Source organism: Streptomyces longwoodensis, assembly GCF_001514125.1.
Taxonomy (GTDB): domain Bacteria; phylum Actinomycetota; class Actinomycetes; order Streptomycetales; family Streptomycetaceae; genus Streptomyces; species Streptomyces longwoodensis.
This window is the reverse complement of sequence record NZ_KQ948555.1, coordinates 320,327-337,192: the sequence shown is the minus strand read 5'-3', so window position 1 is coordinate 337,192 and position 16,866 is coordinate 320,327. Positions and strand designations below refer to the sequence as shown.

Genomic DNA, 16,866 nt, shown 5'->3' with positions numbered 1-16,866 from the left:
GGAAACCTCACCGCCCCGGAGGGGACCGGGGCGGGAGGAGTCGTCACTCCGCGGTCGCCGCGGGGCCTTCAAGGGGGATGTGGGCATGGCCAAGCTCTCGAAACCGAACGTGCCGCAGTTCGCGGTGGACGTCTACCAGAACGAGTACCTGCCCGAGGGCGGGCGCGAGGTGAACGCGATCGTCACGGTCACCGCCACCGGCGGCGGCACGGTCGGCGGCGCGGTCGGCGCACCGCACCTGTACACGCCCGGCCGGGCCCCGTCGGCCGCCGTGGCGGTCATGGTCGACTGCTCGGGCTCCATGGACTACCCGCCCGCCAAGATGCGCAACGCCCGGGACGCCACGGCCGCCGCCGTGGACACCCTGCGCGACGGCGTGCACTTCGCGGTGATCGCCGGTACCCACGTGGCCAAGGAGGTCTACCCCGGCGGCGGGCGCCTCGCGGTCGCCGACGCCTCCACCCGCGAGCAGGCCAAGCAGGCGCTGCGCCGGCTCCACGCGGGCGGCGGCACCGCCATCGGCACCTGGCTGCGCCTCGCCGACCGGCTGCTGTCCTCGGCCGACGTCGCCATCCGCCACGGCATCCTGCTCACCGACGGCCGCAACGAGCACGAGTCGCCGCAGGACCTGCGGGCCGCCCTCGACGACTGCGCCGGCCGGTTCACCTGCGACGCCCGGGGCGTGGGCACCGACTGGGAGGTGAAAGAGGTCACAGGGATCGCCTCCGCGCTGCTCGGCACCGCCGACATCGTCGCCGATCCGGCGGGCCTGGCCGCCGACTTCACGCGGATGATGGAGACGGCCATGGGCAAGGAGGTCGCGGACGTCGCGCTGCGGCTGTGGACCCCGGTCGGCACGACCGTGCGGTTCGTCAAGCAGGTCGCCCCGGCGGTCGAGGACCTGACCGGCCGCCGCACCGAGTCCGGGCCCCGCTCCGGCGACTACCCCACCGGCTCCTGGGGCGACGAGTCCCGCGACTACCACGTGTGCGTCGAGGTCCCGCCCGCCCACGTCGGCCAGGAGATGCTCGCCGCCCGCGTCTCCCTGGTCGTCCCGGAGCCCGGCACGGACAGCGCCCGCAGCCTCGGCGCCCAGGGCCTGGTCCGGGCCGTGTGGACCGACGACGTGGCCGCCTCCACCTCCCTGAACCCGCAGGTCGCCCACTACACCGGCCAGGCCGAGCTGGCGAGGACGATCCAGCAGGGCCTCGACCTCCGCAAGGCGGGCGACCGGGACGGGGCAACGGCCAAACTGGGCCGGGCCGTTCAGCTGGCAAGCGCTTCCGGGAACGCGGATACTGCGAAACTGCTTGCGAAGGTGGTGGACGTGGTCGATGCCGCGACAGGTACTGTGCGGTTGAAGGCGAAGGTCGCGGAGGCAGACGAAATGACCCTCGAGACCCGGTCCACCAAGACTGTTCGTGTAAAGAAGTGACCTGACCGTACCCAAGCAGGACACCGAAGGAGAGGGGGACGCGCCGACATGCCGACCTGCCCGAACGGACACCAGTCGGGTTCCGACGACTGGTGCGAGGTCTGCGGTCACCGCATGGCCGGTGCCGTGCCACCGCCCCCGCCGCCGCCCCCGCCCGGTGGCGGCTACGGCTTCCCGCCGCCCCCGCCGGGCGGCCACCAGGGTCAGCCCGGTCAGCCGGGCCGGCCCCTGTCGCCCGACCCCGAGCCGGAGCTCTGCCCGCAGTGCCGCACGCCCCGCGAGGGCGGTGCGCCGTTCTGCGAGGAGTGCCGGTGGAACTTCCTCACCAACACGGCCACCTCGTACACCCCGGCCGCCCCGCGCCCGCCGGCGCCCGCACCGGGCGGCCCGGGTGCGCCGGGTGGCCCGGGTGGCGGTTTCGGCGGCCCCGGCGGGCCCGGCCCCGGTGGTCCTGGTGGCCCGGGCGCGGGTCCCGGTGGGCGGTTCCAGGGTGCGCCGCAGTCGTTCGGCGGGCGGGACTCCTTCGACTACCAGCACTCCCGGCCGTCCCAGGTGAACCGGCCGGCCGAGCCGATCCCGCCGGCCCCGCCGTTCGGCGGCGAACCGGGCGGGCAGCGCGGACAGGGCGGACCTGGCGGTCCCGGTGGACCTGGTGGTCCCGGCGGGCCCGGCGGTGGCCCGGGGTCGACGTCCGGGGGTCCGGGTGGACCGTTCGGACGGGAGCCCTCCGCTCCCTCGGGCCCGTCCGGTCCCACGGGCCCGGCCGGCGACCCCTTCCGACGTGAGGCCCCGGGCCCGTCGGGCGACCCCTTCGGCCGCGAGCCGTCCGGTTTCGGCCGTGAGCCGTCCGGTCCGCCCGCCGACCCCTTCGGCCGCGAGCCGTCGGCTCCCTCCGGCGGCCCGGGTGGCCCGGGTGGCCCCGGCGGTCCCGGCGGTCCCGGCGGTCCCGGCAATCCTGGCGGCCCCACCGGCCCCGGTGGCGGTTTCGGCGGCCCCGGTTCCGGTCCCGGCGGTGCTCCCGGACCGTACGGACGGGACACCCCTGGCCAGCAGGGCGGTCCCGGTGGCCCCGGCGGTCCCTACGGCCGTGAGCCCTTCGGCGCGCCCCCCGGACAGGGCGGCCCGGGTGGGCCCGGTGGCCCCGGCCCGTCCGGCTTCGGCGCCGACCCGTCGCGCCCCCTCCCGCCGACGCACGGCGGCCCCGGCCGTCCCGGCGACCCCGGCGGCCACGGCGGCCCCGGTGCGACGGACCCGGGTGCCCCCCAGGGCTACCAGGCGGCCGGCGCTCCCCCGGCCCCGCCCGCGTTCCCGCAGGAGGGCCGGCGCTCCGCCCCGCCCTTCGGCGGCGGCGAGGACGACTGGGTGATCCCCCCGCCGTCCGGCCAGGCCCCAGGGCACCACGGCGGCCAGGGCGGTCCCGGCACGGGCCCGCAGGGCGGTGGCTACGGCTACCCGCAGCAGGGCGCGGCCCAGGCCCCGCCCGGCCCGGCGTTCCCGCAGCAGCCGGCGACCTGGACCGCCACCATCGGTCCGGACCGCGAGTACTTCATGGCGATGATGCACCGCTCGGGACCGGAGGCCGCGGGGCTCAACCTGCCCGCGTACTCCCCGGAGCAGCAGCGCACGCTCAGCGGCAACCAGGTCACCATCGGCCGCCGCCGGCACTCCACCGGCGAGACCCCGGACATCGACCTGTCGGTGCCGCCGGAGGACCCGGGCGTCTCGCACCAGCACGCGGTGCTGGTGCAGCAGCCCGACGGCGGCTGGGCGGTCGTCGACCAGAACTCGACGAACGGCACCACGGTGAACGGCTCCGACGAGCCGATCCAGCCGTTCGTGCCGGTGCCGCTGCAGGACGGCGACCGCGTGCACGTCGGCGCGTGGACGACGATCACGGTCCGGCGCGGCTGACGCGCCCCCTCCCGGCCGGCGCCCCGGCGCCGGTCAGGGCCGCCCTTCCGGCAGGGGCCAGGCGTACGGCCCCGCCGGGTCGTCCAGCCAGGCCCAGGCCCGGTCGCCCTCGACGGTGATGCCGTAGCGGGAGCGTCCGGGCATGCCCTCGCGCCGCCACAGGGCGTACGCCTCGGGCGGTTCGAGAGCGCCCCGGGTCAGCGTCACCAGGAAGCGGAACAGGTCGTCGTCGCGTGCCGGGCGCGGTACCCCGCCGAGCGCGACCGGTCCGGGGTCGGTCCGGCCCTGGCCGCGCAGCGGCACGAAGTAGGCCGCGGTGGCCAGGAACGTGCCCTCCGCGTGCCCGGCGTCCCGGACGGTGAGCGCGATCAGCCCGGTGGCCAGCGGCACGAGCACCCGGGCCCCCGGCCGGCACTGGGCGATCCAGGCCCGGGGCACCGCGCCGAGCTGGCAGGTCGCGATCACCCGGTCGAAGGGCGCCCGCTCCGGCACCCCGCGGGCCCCGTCGCCGGTGACGACGACGGGGTGGTACCCGGCGGCGTCCAGGTGGCGGCGCGCGGACTCGGTGATCTCCGGGTCCAGGTCGACGGTGGTGACCCGGTCGTCGCCGAGCCGGTGGGCGAGCAGCGCGGCGTTGTAGCCGGTGCCCGCGCCGATCTCCAGCACCCGGTGGCCGTCCTCGACCCGCAGCTCGGCCAGCATCAGCGCCATGAGCGAGGGCTGGCTGCTGGAGGAGACCAGCTCGCCGTCGCGCAGCCGGGTGGCCAGCGGGGTGTCCTCGTAGGCGCCGCGCAGCCACCGCTCGCGGGCGACGGGGTCGGGGTTCTCGCCCCAGCGGCGTTCGTAGCCGGCGACCGTGGCGACGTAGTAGTACGGCACGAAGAGGTGGCGCGGGACCGCGGTGAACGCCTCCCGCCAGCGCGGGTCGGCGGCGAAGGCGCCGCTCGCCTCGATCTCCCGCACCAGCGCGGCCCGCGCCGCCACCGCATCCGCACCCATGCCTCCACTGTGCGGCCCGCGACGGCCCGCGGCGAGTACGCCTTCCCGCCACACCTCGCGCCGGGCCCAGCGCGGCCTCCCGCCGGCCTCCCTAGGGCCTCGGTCCTAGGACCCGTCGTCTGAGACCATGGGGGACGTGAAAGAGATTCGGCGCGGCACGCTTCAGGAGCAGACCTTCTTCGAGCAGGTCGGCGGGGAGGAGACCTTCCGCCGGCTGGTGCACCGTTTCTACGAGGGCGTCGCCGAGGACCCGGTCCTGCGGCCCATGTACCCCGAGGAGGACCTCGGCCCGGCCGAGGAGCGCTTCGCGCTGTTCCTCATGCAGTACTGGGGCGGCCCGACGACCTACAGCGACAACCGCGGCCACCCCCGGCTGCGGATGCGGCACGCCCCCTTCGCCGTCGACCGGGCCGCGCACGACGCGTGGCTGCGGCACATGCGGGTCGCCGTCGAGGAGCTCGGCCTGTCCGAGGAGCACGAGACGACGCTGTGGAACTACCTGACGTACGCGGCCAAGTCGATGGTGAACACCCCGGACTGACCGGTCCCGTCGTGCCGGAATCCGGTCAGGGTCCGGTCGGGCCCGGTCCACGACCGGGCCTCCGGGACCGTGACCTCGGACAGCGCCTCAGCGCACGCTGAGCCCGAACGACCCGAGCCCCGCCCGCCGCACGGCGACGGACCCGTAGGGCGTGCGCAGCCGCAGCCATGCCCCGGCGGAGAGCAGTGCCGCCCCGCCGCCGGGTCGCAGGAACCCCAGCGACTGGGCCGCGTGCACGGCCCGTACGGGCAGCCCGGTCTCCCCGACCGTCCGGGACCAGATGTCCCGCCCGATGGCGTCGAGTTCGGCCCGCGTACGCCGTTCGGCCGCCAGCTCCTCGGTCCGCGAACGGAATTCCGCGACCGCGGCCGACACCAGGGACCGCAGGGCGTCGGCGCCGGGCAGTCCGCCCTCCGGCTGCCAGCCCGAGCGCGGCGGCAGCAGCCCGGCCCACGGCGGCCCGGTGACCGCGTCGGGCACGCCCGCCGTGGCCGCAGCCTCGTCGACGGCCTCCAGCAGCTCACCGGCCGAGACGGTCACGTCGAGCGTGACGTCCAGCCCGTCCTCGTACGGCTTGGCCAGCCGCACCGCGCGGATCGCCAGGACCTCGAAGGACGGCGGCCGCCCGAAGACGGCCAGCGCAGTGCCCGCGGCCTGCAGGCGCACCGCGGCCGAACGGTCGTAGTGGAGCAGCCGGGAGAGGAAGGCGGCCAGGTCGGCCGCCTCCGTCTCGTCGGCGAGGTGCAGCACGGTCATGCGGCGACGGCCCCCTGGCCGGAGGCGTCGTCCGTGTACTCCTTGAGGAACGCGCGCTCCTCGTCGGTGATCCGCCGCGGCCGCTGCGCCGTGAAGTCGAACGGCACGATGACGGTCGAGGCGCGCACGTAGACCACGTCGTCGTCCTTCACCTCGTAGGCGATGGTGAAGGACGCGGCGCGTATCTCCGTGATCCACAGCTCGATGTCCACCGGGCGGTGCCGGTGGACGAGCTGCCGCTTGTAGTCGATCTCGTGGCGCGCCACCACGGACCCCTGCTGGAAGTCCTTGTCCGGGCGGAACAGGAAGTCGATACGGGCTTCCTCCAGGTAGCGGAGGAACACCACGTTGTTGACGTGGCCGTACGCGTCCATGTCCGCCCAGCGCAGCGGGCAGCGGTAGAGGTGCCGCAAGACCGATCAGCCCCGGGTCAGCTTCTTGTAGGTGGCCCGGTGCGGGCGGGCGGCGTCGGGACCGAGCCGCTCGACCTTGTTCTTCTCGTACGACTCGAAGTTGCCCTCGAACCAGAACCACTTGGAGTCACCCTCGTAGGCGAGGATGTGCGTGGCGACCCGGTCCAGGAACCACCGGTCGTGGGAGACGACCACGGCGCAGCCCGGGAACTCCAGCAGCGCGTTCTCCAGGCTGGAGAGGGTCTCGACGTCGAGGTCGTTGGTGGGCTCGTCGAGGAGCAGCAGGTTGCCGCCCTGCTTGAGGGTGAGCGCGAGGTTGAGGCGGTTGCGCTCACCGCCGGAGAGCACACCGGCCGGCTTCTGCTGGTCCGGGCCCTTGAAGCCGAACGCGGACACGTAGGCCCGGGACGGCATCTCGACCTGGCCGACGTTGATGTAGTCGAGCTCGTCGGAGACAACGGCCCACAGCGTCTTCTTGGGGTCGATGTTCTCGCGGCTCTGGTCGACGTAGGAGATCTTGACGGTCTCGCCGACCTTGATGGTGCCGGAGTCGGGCGTCTCCAGGCCCTGGATCATCTTGAACAGCGTGGTCTTGCCCGCGCCGTTCGGGCCGATGACGCCGACGATGCCGTTGCGCGGCAGCGTGAAGGAGAGGTCGTCGATCAGCACCTTCTCACCGAAGGCCTTGTTGAGGTTGTTGACCTCGACGACGATGCTGCCCAGCCGCGGGCCCGGCGGGATCTGGATCTCCTCGAAGTCCAGCTTCCGCATCTTCTCGGCCTCGGCGGCCATCTCCTCGTAGCGGGCCAGACGCGCCTTGGACTTGGCCTGCCGCCCCTTGGCGTTGGAGCGGACCCACTCCAGCTCCTCCTTGAGGCGCTTGGCGCGCTTGGCGTCCTTCTGCCCCTCGACCTTCAGACGGGTCTGCTTGGTCTCCAGGTACGTGGAGTAGTTGCCCTCGTACGGGTAGGCACGACCACGGTCGAGCTCGAGGATCCACTCGGCGACGTTGTCGAGGAAGTACCGGTCGTGGGTGATGGCCACGACGGTGCCGGCGTACTTGGCCAGGTGCTGCTCCAGCCAGTTCACCGACTCGGCGTCGAGGTGGTTGGTGGGCTCGTCGAGGAGCAGCAGGTCGGGGGCCTCCAGCAGCAGCTTGCACAGCGCGACGCGCCGCTTCTCACCACCGGAGAGGTTCACGACGGGCCAGTCGCCGGGCGGGCAGCCGAGGGCGTCCATGGCCTGCTCGAGCTGGGCGTCGAGGTCCCAGGCGTTGGCGTGGTCGAGGTCCTCCTGCAGCTTGCCCATCTCGTCGAGCAGCGCGTCGGAGTAGTCGGTCGCCATCAGCTCGGCGATCTCGTTGAAGCGGTCGAGCTTGCCCTTGATCCCGGCGACGCCGTCCTGGACGTTCTCCAGGACCGTCTTGCTCTCGTCGAGCTTCGGCTCCTGCATCAGGATGCCGACGCTGTAACCGGGCGAGAGGAACGCGTCACCGTTCGACGGCTGCTCCAGCCCCGCCATGATCTTCAGCACGGTGGACTTACCGGCGCCGTTCGGGCCGACGACGCCGATCTTCGCCCCTGGGAGGAAGCTCAGGGTGACGTCGTCGAGGATCACCTTGTCGCCGTGCGCCTTGCGCGCCTTGCGCATGGTGTAAATGAACTCAGCCAAGAGAAACCGTCCGGCAGCTTGAAATCAGGCAGTGGGCAGATACACCCCATCTTGCCGTACCGCCACCCCTGCGCGGAAACGCATAGCGACCGAGGCCTGTGAGCTGGGGTCTGCGGGGCGGCCCCGGCTGTCACTCCCCCGCCGTGTTCTCCCTGCGTCCCAGCAGGACCAGGACCGCTCCGCCGATCACCACCAGGGCTATGGCCGTGCCCGCGATCAGGGGGGTCGCGCTCGTGCCGCCCGTCTCGGCGAGGTTGGTGTCCGTGGTCGTGCCGCCGATCGTCGCGGGGCTGGGTTCCGCGAGGGTCTGGGTGGTCAGGTCGGCCGTCGCGGTCTCCGTGCTGCGGGTCAGGCAGTCGAGGATCCCGGCGAAGCGCTGCGTGCCGATCGTGAAGTCGTACGCCTGGTCCTCCTGGAGCGGGATCGTCACCGTGCGCGACTGGCCTGCGGCGACGGTGTACTCCGTGCCCATGAGGGAGTAGGTGAAGTCCTCGTCGCCCTGGTTGGCGGCGGTGACGGCCAGGCCGTGGTGCGTGCAGTCCTTCGCCGCCGACAGGGCCGGTATCGCACCCCGGGCCGCCCAGGTCGCGGTCGCCGTCGCCGAGACCGTCGACTCGCTGGAGCCCGCCAGGATCTGCGTCTGGCTGCGGCTGTCGGCGGTGAACGCACGGCCCACCGGCACGGTGGTGGACGTCTGGAGCGTCAGTTCGGCCGTGCCGTCCGGGGCGTCCGCGGGGACGTCGAAGAACAGCCGGCTGCCGTTGGCCGCCGTGGTCACCGGCTTGCCGGCCTCGTCGACCACGCGCACCCCGGTCGTCGCCGCGTCCACCGGCGGGACCACCGTGACGGCGCTCTCCCGCGTGCGGACGGTGATCGGGCCCAGGCGTTCACTGCGGTGACCGGACACCGCCGAGGTGTCGAGGGCCAGGGAGGCCGCCGGTTCCGGGACGGTGCGGGCCGCCTTCTGCAGGTAGTCCGCCAGCCGCTCGGCCTGCGGGTCCACCGCGTCGACGTCCGCGCCGTCGGAGTACCGCCAGATCGCCACCTGCGTGCCGGCCGCCGCGTCCTGCTCGGTGAGGCCGCCGGTCACGCCCGCCTTCTTCGCGAGCGCCGCCAGGTCGTTCACCTGCGGGTAGGAGTGCTGCACGATCCACAGGACTCGGCCCGCGTTCTTGTTCGCGGCGAGCGAGGTGCCGCTCCACGGGGTCTCGTGGTACTGGGCGTCCTTCTGCGTGGGGTTGTGCAGGTCCACGCAGTACGTCTGGAGCGTGCCGCCCCCGTCGACGGACATCTCGAACAGGCCTGCCGAGACCTCCTGGTCGCCCTCCGCGCCGTGCACCACCGCGGTGCCGTACGTCTTCAGACCGTCCATGGCGGCGGTCGCGCCGCTCTGGCTCCGCACCGTCGCGTCTGCCGCGGCCGGCCCGGCGGCGGTCAGCGCGCCGGCGGCGACGAGCCCCGACACCGCGGCCACGGCGGCGAGCCTGCGGCCCGCCCCTCGCCCGCGCGCGAACGGCGCGGAGAACCAAGAGAGCACCTAATTCCCCTCCGAGCGGGACCCGTTGACGTGGGGGGCCGGGTCCCACCAGCAGCATCAGAAGCCACACGAGCTACGTTCGGCATCCTAGAGACGCGTGGACCCCCACCTCCCGGCGAGGTACCCCGCGCGCCGATCCGACTCGGAATCGTTATCGCCAAGATCGGTTGCGGGCCGCCCCTGAGCTGGGCTTATCGACATATCCACCCGCATGCACCGGTGCAATTGGGTCAGTACGGTGATACGTCGCCCTTCTGCCGACCCGGACGTCCGTACGGATTCCGGTCCGATGGGCTCAGGTCACCGTGACCGGCTCCCGCTCGGGCTCCGCCCCGGCCGCCTCGCCCATGGAGGCCACAGAGGCCACCGCGGCCGCCTCCGCCGCCGTATCCGGCACCGGTGTCTCCCAGTTGGGCTCCGGCTGCTGCGCCGCGCCCATCCCCGGCGTCCCCGGCGCCCCGGGCTGCTCCGTCCTGACCGACCGCCGGAACGCCGCCGTACCGCGCGACAGGTCGTGGCCGATCGCCACCGCGTCGATGTCGGCCGACGTCCACGCCTGCTGGCCCTCGCGGGTCTCCGTGCGCACCTTCAACCGGCCCTGCACGATGACCGGTTCGCCGACCGACACCGACGTGGCCACGTTCGCGGCGAGCTGCCGGTTGGCCCACACCGTGAAGAAGTTGGTGTGGCCGTCGGTCCAGGCGTTCTTCTCCCGGTCCCAGTAGCGCGCGGTCACCGCCAGCCGGAACCGTGCCGACGGTCCCGACGCCAACTCCCGGTAGACCGGCTGCGTCGCCACGTTCCCCACCGCGCACACGATCGTCTCGTTCATGTCCAGCTCCCCTCCCCGCCCCGCGCCCCGCGCCGGGCGGGCACCCGCACGGGCCCGTCCCGTACGGCCGCGTCCGCCGTGGCGGCGCGCCATCACCTCGCGCACCGCCACGGCTCCGCCACGACCGACCGCGTTCCTCGCGATCGCCGCGGAGCCAGACTGCCCCCGCGGGGGCCGGGCCCGCCGAGCGCTGTGGACCGCCCACAGCCTGTGGACAACTCCGTCACCAGGACGAGCGGACAGCCCCCGCCGCCGGCCACCCGCCGTCCGGACACGCCCCCTCAGCCCACCCCCGCGGCCCGCGCCCTCCCCCTAGCCCACCCCCACCACCTTCCCGTACTGCTCCCGCACCTCCCGGTACCGCAGCAGCTCCGACGCCACCGGATCCAGCACCCTCGCCCGCCCGCACCCCGCGGCCGCCTCCCGCAGGCGCCGTTCCGCGTCCTGGCCGTACCGGCGGGCCGGTCCGCGCGCCGCCATCCGGCAGCTCCACTCGACCACCGGACCGCCGACGATCCCGGCCACCATCAGCAGCACCGGCACCCCGAGGTTGGGTGCCATGAACCCGACGATCTGCCCCACCAGCCACAGCCCGCCGATGATCTGAAGGATCGTCATCGACGCCTGCGCCAGCACCGCCACCGGCCACCAGCCCGGCCGCGGCGGCTTCCCCGGCGGCAGCCCGGCCCGCGCGGCCAGCTCGTCCAGCGCCTCGGGCAACCCGTGCGCCCCGCGCACGGCGGCCTCGCGCACCGCCTGCGCCCACGGCACGGGCAGTCCCGCCGAGGCACGGTCGGCCACGCTCCGCACCGCCTGTTCCACGCGCTGCCGGGCCGTCGCCTCCTCGTCGGCCGGTGGCCGCAGCCGCATCCGGCCGGTCGGGGGCTCACGCCGGTCGTTGTACCAGCGCCACAGCCGCAACCACGGTGTGCCGCACGCCCGGTTGGCGTTGCGCAGCCACGCCCGTTCGGCCGCCTCGCCCGCCGCGGTGGCCCCGACGGCGTCCGCGAGCCGCGCGGCGAACTCGTCCCGCGCCTCCTCGCTGAGCCCGGCGCGCCGGCCGGTCGTGTAGACGGGCCGCAGCCGGCTCGCCGCGGCGTCCACGTCCGCCGCGATGCGCCGCGCCGGAGCCTGACGTTCGGCGACGAACTGGCCGAGCACCTCCCGCAGTTCCCCGACGCCCTCGCCGGTGAGCGCGGACAGCGCCAGCACGGCGGCGCCCGGTTCGCCGTACTCGCCGAGCGCCACGCCGTCCTCGTCGAGGAGCCGCCGCAGGTCGTCCAGGACCAGCTCGGCCGCCTCGCCGGGCAGCCGGTCGACCTGGTTGAGCACGACGAACATCACCTCGGCGTGCCCGGCCATGGGCCGCAGGTACCGCTCGTGCAGCATGGCGTCCGCGTACTTCTCCGGGTCGACGACCCAGATCACCGCGTCCACCAGCGTCAGGATGCGGTCCACCTGCTCGCGGTGCTGCACGGCCGCGGAGTCGTGGTCGGGCAGGTCCACCAGGACCAGGCCCTGCAACTGCGCCTCGGCCTCCGGGCTCTGCACCGGCCGCCTGCGCAACCGCCCCGGGATGCCGAGCCGGTCGATCAGGGTCCCCGCGCCGTCACTCCAACTGCACGCGATGGGCGAGGCGGTGGTGGGCCGCCGTACGCCCGTCTCGGAGATGGTGACCCCCGCGAGCGCGTTGAACAGCTGGGACTTGCCGCTGCCCGTGGCGCCCGCGATGGCCACGACCGTGTGCCGGCCGGACAGCCGCCGCCGGGACGCCGCCTCGTCCAGCACCTTGCCGGCCTCGGCGAGGGTCTTGCTGTCGACACGCGTACGGGAGAGCCCCACCAGCTCGCGCAGCGCGTCGAGCCGGGACCGCAACGGGCCGTCCAGCGCCAGCGTGGTCGCCGACTGCGCGCCCGGTCCGCGCGCCTCCCGCACGCCCGCGTGCTCGGCGGCGGCCGCGGCGGCGTTCTCACTCACCCGCCGCGCGATCAGCCCGTCGTCCCAGACCCCGACGTCGTCCCCTCGCCGCGATGAGTCCTCCGCGCGGGGCGCAGGGGGGTCCGTACGACGGGGCGAGTCGTCGTCGCCCTTCCCGCGCGGGCGGCCGCTGTCGCCGTTCACGCGCGCGTGGTCACCGCCCGCCTTCTCGCAGGCGGCACCGTCACCGGCCTCCACCCGCCCCGAGGCGCCCGCCGCCTTCACCGGCGCGGAACCGCCCCCCGACTTCACCCCTACGGACGCGTCCCCGGACTCCCCCCGCGCGTGCCGCTCTTTCCCCTCCACAGCCTTGACGCCGTTCACGCCGTCGCGCCCTTCCTCAACGCCCGCCCCATCACGCCCACCGTCACCATCGCCCTCGCCCTTGACATCCCCGTCCCCGTCACCGTCACCGTCCGAACTCACCGCGCACGCCCCTCCCCTGACCCCTCCACCGGACGAAGCACCCTCACCGGACGAGGCCCCGTCCTCCGACGACGCCCCCTCGCCACCCGAGGACGCCGCCCCCACGACGGCACCGGAAGCCGCACCGGAGGCCGTACCCGACGCGGCACCGGCGGCGGCTCCCGCGTCCGGCTCACCCCCCGGTCGCGGCGGCCCGGTCCGCTCGGCCCCTTCCTGCACGTGCGCGTGCGCGTGCGCGTGGGCCGGGTCGTGGTCCTGGTCAGTGACGGCGGTCACCGGTCACCTCTCCTTCTGCAGAACGGACAGCGCGGCGATCAGTTCGGCCTGGGGCTCGGCCTGGACGTCCAGGCCGTCGAGCGGGGCGAGGCGGCGCTCGCGCTCGGCGTGCATCACACGGTCCAGGTGCTCGGAGAGCAGTCGCCCGCCCCGGTCGCGCAGCCGCAGCGCGCCGTGGGCACCGATGCGCCCGGCGAGCCCCTCGCCCGCCGACCGCGCACGTCGGCCGCCCAGCAGGGCGGTGGCGACGAGCGCGGCGACCACCTCGGGGTCGGGCGCGGCGCCGCGGTCGATCTCGCGCACCTCCTCCTCGGCGTACTCCTCCAGCTCGCGCCGCCAGCGCCGGACGGCGAGCGCGATGCGGTGCTCGGCTCCGCTGCCGGCGGGGTCGGCGTCGGCCAGTTCGGGCGCGGCGGCCCCCGGTTCCAGGCGCCAGGCCTGGTCGACGCGTTCGTCGGCGGCGGTGACCGCGCACAGCAGCAGCGCGGCGAGGCTCTCCACGAGGGCGTCGAGGAGTTCGCCCGCGGTGCAGTCGAGGGGGAAGGCGCGCCAGCGCTTGAGGGCGTCACCGGCGAGGACGGCGCCGGTCTGCAGCCGCCCGCGCAGGCGCGCGTACTCGTTGTCGTAGGCGCCGTCGACGGCGGTGGTGAGCCGCAGGGCGGCCGCGTACTGGACGGCGGCGGCGCTGGCCAGCTCGGGCAGGCGGGACTTGAGCGAGTTCAGGACCCCCTGCGCCGTACGGGCCATGGCGTACTGGCGCGAGGCCGGGTCCTGCGCGTGGTGGACGAGCCAGGTGCGCAGCGAGGCGACGGCGCTGGCCGGGAGCAGCCCGCCGCCCCAGGCGGACTCGGGCAGTTCGGGCACCGTGAAGCGCGGTACGTCGCCGAGTCCGGCCTTGGTGAGCAGGGCGCCGTACTGCCGGGAGACCTCGGAGACGACCTGGTGGGGCACGCGGTCGAGGACGGTCACGAGGGTGACGTCGTACTCCTTGGCGGTGCGCAGCAGGTGCCAGGGGACGGCGTCGGCGTAGCGGGCGGCGGTGGTGACCATGATCCAGATGTCGGCGGCGCAGATCAGCTCGGCGGCCAGGGAGCGGTTGTCGGCCACGAGCGAGTCGATGTCGGGCGCGTCGAGGAGGGCGATGCCGGGCGGTACGGTGTCGACGGTCTCGACGCGCAGCACGCGCCGTCCGTCGTCGCCGGGCAGCAACAGGTCGTCGCCGGCCTCCCGCTGGGGCGTCCACACGCGCGTGAGCTCGGGCAGGACGCGCATCCCGCTGAACCAGTGGTGGTCCTCCGGATGACAGACCAGCACGGGGGTGCGGGTGGTCGGCCGCAGCACACCCGCCTCGCTGACGCGCCGTCCCACCAGGGAGTTGACGAGGGTCGACTTCCCGGCGCCGGTCGATCCGCCCACGACGGCCAGCAGCGGGGCCTCCGGCTGTTTGAGCCGGGGCACCAGGTAGTCGTCGAGCTGCGCGAGGAGTTCGTCGCGGTTGGCACGCGCGCGTGGGGCCCCCGCCAGCGGCAGCGGGAAGCGTGCGGCGGCGACACGGTCGCGCAGGGCGGAGAGTGCGTCGAGCAGCTGAGGCCGTACGTCCAAGGTCACCACATGCGAAGAATGCCCAACTTCGGGGGATTTATGAAGCATATGAGCATGTCTGCGCGCCGACCGGACAGAAAGGGCACAAGGGGCGAGCGGGACAGGGGCACGGGTCAGGCATAACGAGTGCACAACACCCGGCCTTCGTGGCGCGAAAAGCGCTGCACGATTCGTACCTGCCTGCGATTATCAGGAACCGCTTCACCGAACCTCCACATCGAGCCACGGAGGCGAAGCAACCGGGACGAGGACGCGGGAGCCCTATCCTTGTCCCCGGCAACGTCACGGACCGGCCCCCACCAGGGCAGCACGTACGAGGCCATCCCACCCGGCCCCCGTAGCTCAGTGGATAGAGCAGGCGCCTTCTAAGCGCTTGGCCGCAGGTTCGAGTCCTGCCGGGGGCGCCACTTTCCACCAGCGAAACCCCCAAGGGGACCCCGCACCGTCACCCTTCGAAGGCGCACCCCACGTAATCAGGCCGAGACGGTGTGTTCAGGGCGACGCGCTCGCCGCGCAGAAGGGTGACGCGGGGCCGGGCGGCCGTGACCCGCCCTGATCTGCGGCGTTGAACGGTGAGTGCGGCGGCGCCTCATGCCGTCGCGCGAACCGAGTCACAAAGGAGAACGTGATGTCTCGCATCGCGAAGGCAGCCGTCGTCGCACTCGGCGCCGGTGCCGTGGTGCTCAGCGGCACCGGCCTGGCCATGGCGGACGCGGACGCGGGCGGCGCGGCCGTCGGCTCCCCGGGTGTCATCTCGGGCAACGTCATCCAGGTCCCGATCCACGTCCCGATCAACCTCTGCGGCAACACCATCGACATCGTCGGCGTACTCAACCCGGCGTTCGGCAACACCTGCGCCAACATCAGCGACGACAAGGGCGACGAGGGCCACGACAAGGACGGCCACGGCCGTCACGGCGGTGGCAAGCACGGCGGCAGCCAGAGCTACGGCGGCTGACCGTTCGTCATACCGCACGCGCATGTGCGTGGAAGAGCCCCGGCACCTCGAGCGCCGGGGCTCTTCCACGCGCGGGGCGGGGAGCCCGGCGCGGAGCGCGGGGCTCCGGAAGATGACCGAAAGAGCACCGCGCCGCTCAGCGCGTCTCACGCATAGCGGTAGATACCGCTGACGTCCTCCAGCTGGGCCGGTGTCACGCCCCAGGGCGGCAGGTCCTCGTGCCGCGCGACGACCCGGTCCCGCTGCGGGTCGCCGAAGCGGGGCGGCTGGGCCGGCAGGTAGCGCGCGTCGCGGTGGCGCTGCTGCCAGCGGGTCCACTGCAGGTCGACGAAGGCGTGGTGGAGCCAGAACACCGGGTCGTTGACGGACGCGCCGCCGACCATGTTCCCGCCGACCCAGCGGTGCACCCGGTTGTGGTTGCGCCAGGCGGCACTGCCCCGCCCGCTCCCCCACCCCTCCAGCTTGTTGCGGAAGCCCCGCGTGGACGTCGAGTCCCAGGGCGAGGTGTCGTAGACCGGGTCCCGCAGCGCCCCCTCCAGCTCGGCGGCCGTGGGCAGCTCGATCGGGTTGCTCGCGCGCCCCAGGTCGCGGGTGAGGAAGACGCCGTCGGTGACGTTCTCCTTGATCGGCCAGTTGCCCGTGGCGTGGGCGAACGGCCCGGTGGTCACCCGGTGGTCGGAGCGCCGCCCGTTGCCGCCGAGCAGGTCCTTCGTCCACGGCACCGACGTGGCCGACCGCTGGCGGGTCCAGTCCCAGTACGGCACCGTCACCGAGGAGTCGACGCGGCGCAGCGCCCGCTCCAGGTCCAGCAGGAACCGCCGGTGCCAGGGCAGGAACGACGGCGCCATGTGGGCCGCGCGCAGGCCGCCCTCGCCGTCGGAGACGTAGTGGTCGATGTGCATCCGCACGAACTCGTCGTACTCGCCCCGGCGTTTGAGTGCCAGCAGCGCGTTGACGAAGCGGCGCTTCTCCGACGCGGTGAGCCTGCTGACGTCCTTACGGGTGTAGACCATGGCGTCCCCCCATGTCCGTGTGCTCGTGTGCGGTACCCGGACCGGGGTCGCGCAGGTGCTCCCCCGGGCCCAGCTCGTCGACGGCGGCGCGCGCGGCGTCCAGCGGGGTGTCGTACGAGCGGTAGTGGTCGACCATGCTCAGCCAGCTGCCGTCGGCGCGGCGCATCAGGTGCAGCGGCCGTCCGTCGACCGTGACCCGCCACTGCTCGTCCCCGGCGGCGGCCGACCGGGCGACCGGGGCGCCCACGAGGTGGCGGCCCCGGTAGGTCAGGTCGAAGCCCGAGGCGCCCGGGCCGTCGCCCCCGCCCGCGCGCGGGGGCCGGGAGGCGGCCACCGCCGGGGCGATCGCGGCGACGGCACCGGCGCCGAACAGCCCGCGCAGCACGTCCCTGCGGCGCGTCCCCGGCGCACGCCGCGCTCTCCCCGCGTCCGGTACGGGGCGTTCCGATCCCACGGGCAGTCCACCGACGCCAACGACCATGCTGCACTCCTACGTCCGGTCCGGTTGCGGGTGTTCAC

General features: G+C 74.1%; 14 protein-coding genes and 1 tRNA gene. 5 read left to right on the top strand and 10 right to left on the bottom strand.

Translation table 11 applies throughout. The annotated features are described in order from the left end of the window. The first annotated feature begins 85 nt into the window (after positions 1 to 85). Both AQJ30_RS21360 and AQJ30_RS21355 read left to right on the top strand, forming a co-directional pair. Positions 86 to 1,435, top strand: coding sequence for a vWA domain-containing protein (locus AQJ30_RS21360; protein ID WP_067236446.1), 1,350 nt, complete (start codon positions 86 to 88; stop codon positions 1,433 to 1,435). Positions 1,436 to 1,483: 48 nt separating this feature from the next. Beyond that, positions 1,484 to 3,346 (top strand): FHA domain-containing protein, encoded by a 1,863-nt coding sequence (locus AQJ30_RS21355; RefSeq protein ID WP_067236444.1) that lies wholly within the window; start codon positions 1,484 to 1,486, stop codon positions 3,344 to 3,346. A 33-nt stretch (positions 3,347 to 3,379) separates the two neighbouring features. Here the strand turns inward: AQJ30_RS21355 and AQJ30_RS21350 are convergent, their stop codons facing one another. Beyond that, complete coding sequence (locus AQJ30_RS21350) at positions 3,380 to 4,345, bottom strand: methyltransferase domain-containing protein (protein ID WP_067236442.1); 966 nt, start codon at positions 4,343 to 4,345, stop codon at positions 3,380 to 3,382. Positions 4,346 to 4,472: 127 nt separating this feature from the next. Between AQJ30_RS21350 and AQJ30_RS21345 the strand changes: the two genes are divergently transcribed. Then, positions 4,473 to 4,886: a globin gene (locus tag AQJ30_RS21345; protein WP_067236440.1), complete on the top strand. Its 414-nt coding sequence runs from the start codon at positions 4,473 to 4,475 to the stop codon at positions 4,884 to 4,886. Between the two features lie 87 nt (positions 4,887 to 4,973). Here the strand turns inward: AQJ30_RS21345 and AQJ30_RS21340 are convergent, their stop codons facing one another. The 7 genes from AQJ30_RS21340 to AQJ30_RS21310 all read right to left on the bottom strand — a co-directional run bounded on the left by AQJ30_RS21340 (position 4,974) and on the right by AQJ30_RS21310 (position 14,385). Beyond that, positions 4,974 to 5,642 (bottom strand): DUF8185 domain-containing protein, encoded by a 669-nt coding sequence (locus tag AQJ30_RS21340; protein ID WP_067236438.1) that lies wholly within the window; start codon positions 5,640 to 5,642, stop codon positions 4,974 to 4,976. Next, on the bottom strand, positions 5,639 to 6,055 hold the full coding sequence (locus AQJ30_RS21335; RefSeq protein ID WP_067236435.1) for an acyl-CoA thioesterase: 417 nt from the start codon (positions 6,053 to 6,055) through the stop codon (positions 5,639 to 5,641). Before AQJ30_RS21335 ends, AQJ30_RS21340 begins: the two co-directional genes overlap by 4 nt. A gap of 6 nt (positions 6,056 to 6,061) precedes the next feature. After that, positions 6,062 to 7,726: an energy-dependent translational throttle protein EttA gene (gene ettA, locus AQJ30_RS21330; protein ID WP_067236433.1), complete on the bottom strand. Its 1,665-nt coding sequence runs from the start codon at positions 7,724 to 7,726 to the stop codon at positions 6,062 to 6,064. A gap of 130 nt (positions 7,727 to 7,856) precedes the next feature. Then, positions 7,857 to 9,263 (bottom strand): thioester domain-containing protein, encoded by a 1,407-nt coding sequence (locus AQJ30_RS21325; protein ID WP_067236430.1) that lies wholly within the window; start codon positions 9,261 to 9,263, stop codon positions 7,857 to 7,859. Positions 9,264 to 9,558: 295 nt separating this feature from the next. After that, the gene (locus AQJ30_RS21320; RefSeq protein ID WP_067236428.1) at positions 9,559 to 10,095 is read right to left on the bottom strand and encodes a single-stranded DNA-binding protein; all 537 of its coding nucleotides are present in this window, start codon (positions 10,093 to 10,095) and stop codon (positions 9,559 to 9,561) included. A gap of 312 nt (positions 10,096 to 10,407) precedes the next feature. Next, entirely contained in the window at positions 10,408 to 12,603 is a 2,196-nt protein-coding gene (locus AQJ30_RS21315; protein ID WP_425424167.1) for a YfjP family GTPase, read from the bottom strand. A gap of 174 nt (positions 12,604 to 12,777) precedes the next feature. Beyond that, positions 12,778 to 14,385, bottom strand: coding sequence for a dynamin family protein (locus tag AQJ30_RS21310; RefSeq protein WP_067236425.1), 1,608 nt, complete (start codon positions 14,383 to 14,385; stop codon positions 12,778 to 12,780). A 322-nt stretch (positions 14,386 to 14,707) separates the two neighbouring features. On the opposite strand from AQJ30_RS21310, the gene AQJ30_RS21305 reads away from it, so the two are divergent. After that, positions 14,708 to 14,783, top strand: a tRNA-Arg gene (locus tag AQJ30_RS21305). A 221-nt stretch (positions 14,784 to 15,004) separates the two neighbouring features. Next, positions 15,005 to 15,334: a chaplin gene (locus tag AQJ30_RS21300; protein ID WP_067236422.1), complete on the top strand. Its 330-nt coding sequence runs from the start codon at positions 15,005 to 15,007 to the stop codon at positions 15,332 to 15,334. A 146-nt stretch (positions 15,335 to 15,480) separates the two neighbouring features. Here the strand turns inward: AQJ30_RS21300 and AQJ30_RS21295 are convergent, their stop codons facing one another. Continuing rightward, positions 15,481 to 16,347 (bottom strand): tyrosinase family protein, encoded by an 867-nt coding sequence (locus AQJ30_RS21295; protein ID WP_067236421.1) that lies wholly within the window; start codon positions 16,345 to 16,347, stop codon positions 15,481 to 15,483. Then, the gene (locus AQJ30_RS21290) at positions 16,331 to 16,828 is read right to left on the bottom strand and encodes a tyrosinase family oxidase copper chaperone (RefSeq protein WP_067236418.1); all 498 of its coding nucleotides are present in this window, start codon (positions 16,826 to 16,828) and stop codon (positions 16,331 to 16,333) included. The genes AQJ30_RS21295 and AQJ30_RS21290 overlap by 17 nt, the downstream gene beginning before the upstream one ends. Positions 16,829 to 16,866 lie beyond the last annotated feature (38 nt).